The sequence below is a fragment of the Bacteroidales bacterium genome (assembly GCA_035353855.1).
In the GTDB taxonomy this organism is placed as follows: Bacteria; Bacteroidota; Bacteroidia; order Bacteroidales; family CG2-30-32-10; genus DAOQAK01.
Genome location: DAOQAK010000091.1, coordinates 1 through 2,991, shown reverse-complemented (window position 1 = coordinate 2,991; position 2,991 = coordinate 1). Strand labels below are relative to the sequence as shown.

Annotated in this window: 3 protein-coding genes, 1 tRNA gene and 1 pseudogene; 3 read left to right on the top strand and 2 right to left on the bottom strand. The window is 31.5% G+C overall.

Features of this window, described 5'->3' with window-relative positions; all coding sequences use genetic code 11:
• Window positions 1-3: 3 nt before the first annotated feature.
• Window positions 4-77 (bottom strand) — tRNA-Arg (locus PKK00_15040).
• A 453-nt stretch (window positions 78-530) separates the two neighbouring features.
• Here PKK00_15040 and PKK00_15035 point away from each other — a divergent pair.
• The 3 genes and pseudogenes from PKK00_15035 (at window position 531) to PKK00_15025 (ending at window position 1,786) form a co-directional block, all read left to right on the top strand.
• Window positions 531-779, top strand: coding sequence for a PAS domain S-box protein (locus tag PKK00_15035; GenBank protein HNW99719.1), 249 nt, complete (start codon window positions 531-533; stop codon window positions 777-779).
• On the top strand, window positions 779-1,390 hold the full coding sequence (locus PKK00_15030) for a PAS domain S-box protein (protein ID HNW99718.1): 612 nt from the start codon (window positions 779-781) through the stop codon (window positions 1,388-1,390). The genes PKK00_15035 and PKK00_15030 overlap by 1 nt, the downstream gene beginning before the upstream one ends.
• Before the next feature lie 15 nt (window positions 1,391-1,405).
• A pseudogene (locus PKK00_15025) lies at window positions 1,406-1,786 on the top strand (HAMP domain-containing sensor histidine kinase).
• 260 nt (window positions 1,787-2,046) lie between these two features.
• Here PKK00_15025 and PKK00_15020 read toward each other — a convergent pair.
• Window positions 2,047-2,952, bottom strand: a complete 906-nt coding sequence (locus PKK00_15020; protein ID HNW99717.1) for a DMT family transporter — start codon at window positions 2,950-2,952, stop codon at window positions 2,047-2,049.
• Between the last annotated feature and the right edge of the window lie 39 nt (window positions 2,953-2,991).

Here is a 2,991-nt window from a genome sequence, read left to right as displayed (position 1 = left end):
TAGTGACTCCGGAGGGATTCAAACCCCCAACCTTCTGATCCGTAGTCAGATGCACTATTCAGTTATGCTACGGAGCCAATAATGATGCAAATTTACAAAAAAATATAATTCAACAATAACTTAACATTTGTTTTTTTACTAAAGTGATATTGATAAAAATTAATAGTTGTATTTATACTTTGGTATAATAAAAATAAATATTTAAAAGTAAAGTATTTTCAATTGTAATAAATTCTGTTCTTCATTATTATTACGAACTCAGGTTAGTTAAGAAAAAAAGCTATTGCTGATGTGAATTTCTATAAAAATTTTTTTTTATTTATGTGAAAAGCTATTAAAATAATTTGCATGATAAAAGTATTTTTAATAAATTTACATAATCAATATTAAATGATATAAAGTTACTACGAAATATATCTTCGTAACTATAAATAAACTATTTTTTACATATTAATTCAGCTAAAAAACAAACCTTAAAAAGATATCGTAATTATAATTATTTTATAGAAAAATATCCATTATAAAAAGAAATGGAAAACATAGAACAGCAATTAAAAGATAGTGAAAAAAGGTATCAGGAATTGATAGACAACCATCCTGATGCAATAGGGATTCATATTGGAGGGAAAATAGTTTATGTAAATAAAGCTTGTATTCAACTGATGGGAGCCACTTCCGCATCAGAATTAATTGGAAAAACTGTTATCGAATTTATACATCCTGACTATCGCCAGATTGTAATGGATCGGATAAAAAAACCAGCGAAGAGAAAAGCGTAATGCCTGTAACAGAAGAAAAGTTCATTCGCGTTGATGGTACTTCTGTTGATGTAGAAGCAATAGCCATTCCAATTGAATATGGCAGCAAACCTGCTCTGCAATTGATTGTCCGTGATATTTCAGAGCGTAAAAAGAAAGAACAGATATTAAAAGAAAGCGAAGAAAAATATCGACTGATAGCTGAGAATGCAACGGATGTAATATGGGTAATTGATATCCAAACCAGAAGATTTGAATATTTTTCTCCTTCAGTTTATAATTTATTTGGATATACTGAAGATGAAGCATTGAATCATGATTTTGAAAACGACCCAAACAATCCTCCTGATTATATCAAACTTTCGAATCTTATTGATATGATGATCGCCGATTTTTATAATGGAAAAATATCTCAAAAACGTATTTGTGTAGAAGTGCATCAACCTACAAAATCAGGGAATTTAATCTGGGTAGAAGTTGAAATAAATATTATAACTGATGAAAAAAATGTACCGATAAAGTTATTAGGTATCGATAGAAATATCGACCGCCGTAAGAAAGCAGAAATACAGTTGCAAAAATATGCCGATAGATTAACACAAATGAATGCCGACAAAGACAGGTACATGTAGGTTCTTGCTCATGACTTAAGAAACCCATTCAACGGCTTGATTGGCTTCGTGAAATTTTTATTGAATCATATAAAAGAATATGATATTGATAAAGTTGAAGAACAATTAAAAACAATTCAAAAAACAATACAATGTACTTTTGATCTACTGGAAGATATATTGTTGTGGTCAAATTCACAGTCGGGAAGGTTGTCATTTAATCCTCAAAAAATAGCTTTAGCAGAAATATGTAATGAAATTATTGGAAGGTACCAGGAAAATGCTGAAGCAAAACAAATAAAAATAAATTTCAGCGAAGGTGAAAATATAATGCTATTGGCCGATTCAAACATGTTGAAAACGATATTACGAAATTTGATTTCCAATGCAATTAAATACACAAAGAGGAATGGATAAATAAAAATTCTTGCAAAAAAAAATATTGATAAAGCAATCATTACTGTATCTGATAATGGAATAGGGCTTGATAAAGTAATTCAAGCTACGATTTGGAATAACGCAATAAAGCAATCAAGCATAGGGACAGAAGGTGAAAAAGGATCTGGTTTTGGTTTGCTTATTTGCAAAGAATATGTCGAAAAACATGATGGCAAAATATGGGTAGAAAGTGAACCCAACGTGGGTAGTAAATTTATATTTACTATTCCAGTGATCAATTAAATAAAAAACATTGCAACTCCCACAACACTAATAATAGCTCCTATAATTTCTTTAAGTGTTACTTTTTGTTTCATAAAAATAATTGCCGGTGGAATAATTAAAATAGGTACAATGGCCATTATTGTAGAAGCAATGCCTGCATTGGTATGCTGCACAGAATATAATGAAAATGAAACTCCCAGAAAAGGTCCGAAAACAGAACCTATCAAAATGCGCTTCATTGCAGGAATGTTTTTTATTGCGCTTCCTACATTATGCCATTTTTTCCAAAAGCTTATAACAACTGCAAAACCGATAACTCCTGTAATTATTCTTATTTGTGTTGCAGCAAATGCATTATAACTGCCCATTCCAACTTTGCTAAAAACCAATCCTACTGCTTGTCCTACGGCTCCTATGAATGCGTATAAAATACCTTTAGGAGAATGAGAAATGGAAAACTTTTTTTCATCAGTTCTGCGGGTTACAATTACCAATGCTATACCACCAACTGTTAATGCCATTCCAATGAAATTGAAAAATGTAAGTGTTTCGCTAAGCATAAGCCAGCTTATTAAAGCAGTAACAGGAGGTACTAATGTCATGATCAGCATTGCAATACGTGAGCCTATAATTGTATATGATTTAAAAAGAAAAAGGTCGCCTATTACAAACCCTACCAATCCTGACAAAGAAAGCCATATCCATGCATGTGCCGATGCATCTGTTGGCATCCACAAATTCCTGGTGATTAAAGAAAAAATACTCAGGTAAATTAATGCTAACCCCAGACGTATTATATTAACAGCAACAGAACCTACTTTATTGCTGGCTGATTCAAATGCAAGAGCAGTTGCCGTCCAGCAACAGGCTGTAAATAATGCAGCAAACTCACCAATGTGTTGTGATGTACCTAACCCCAATTAACTGGATAAAAAATTAAAAATAGTTTGACTGTTTTT

Excerpts from the sequence above, each read along its gene's own strand:
- PKK00_15035 (HNW99719.1), top strand. The coding sequence starts at position 531 with ATGGAAAACATAGAACAGCAATTAAAAGATAGTGAAAAAAGGTATCAG.
- PKK00_15030 (HNW99718.1), top strand. The coding sequence starts at position 779 with ATGCCTGTAACAGAAGAAAAGTTCATTCGCGTTGATGGTACTTCTGTT.